This window comes from Streptomyces sp. SID4985 (assembly GCF_009863025.1).
Classification (GTDB): domain Bacteria; phylum Actinomycetota; class Actinomycetes; order Streptomycetales; family Streptomycetaceae; genus Streptomyces.
The window spans coordinates 1-322 of the sequence record NZ_WWIR01000542.1 but is presented as its reverse complement, the minus strand read 5'-3'; the positions used below and the strand labels follow the sequence as shown (position 1 = coordinate 322).

Here is a 322-nt window from a genome sequence, read left to right as displayed (position 1 = left end):
AGCGCGGTCAACCGCCGCCAGGCACCAGCCGGTTCACCGCCGAGCCGCACCTCGGCCGCACCCCGCGCCAGCGCGTCCCCGACCGGCCCGCCGAGGGCGTCCCCGACCGCCTGCGCGGCGACCACGGGCTCCGCTCCGGCCGCGACGCAGGCCGCCAGCAGCTCCGCCGCGAGGGGGAGTTGGCGGGCAGCGGCCGCCGTGTCGACCGTCTCGGCAGGTTGCCGGGCACCGCTCTCGCGGCGCCACCGCCACAGCCCGGCCGCGACGCCGAGCCCCACGAGGAGGCCCGTGACCCCGCCGACCAGGACCCACGCCCCGCAGG

At 81.1% G+C, this 322-nt stretch carries 1 pseudogene; it reads right to left on the bottom strand.

The window, feature by feature from the left end:
• Positions 1 to 322: pseudogene (locus GTW40_RS23395) on the bottom strand (hypothetical protein); the annotation flags it as partial.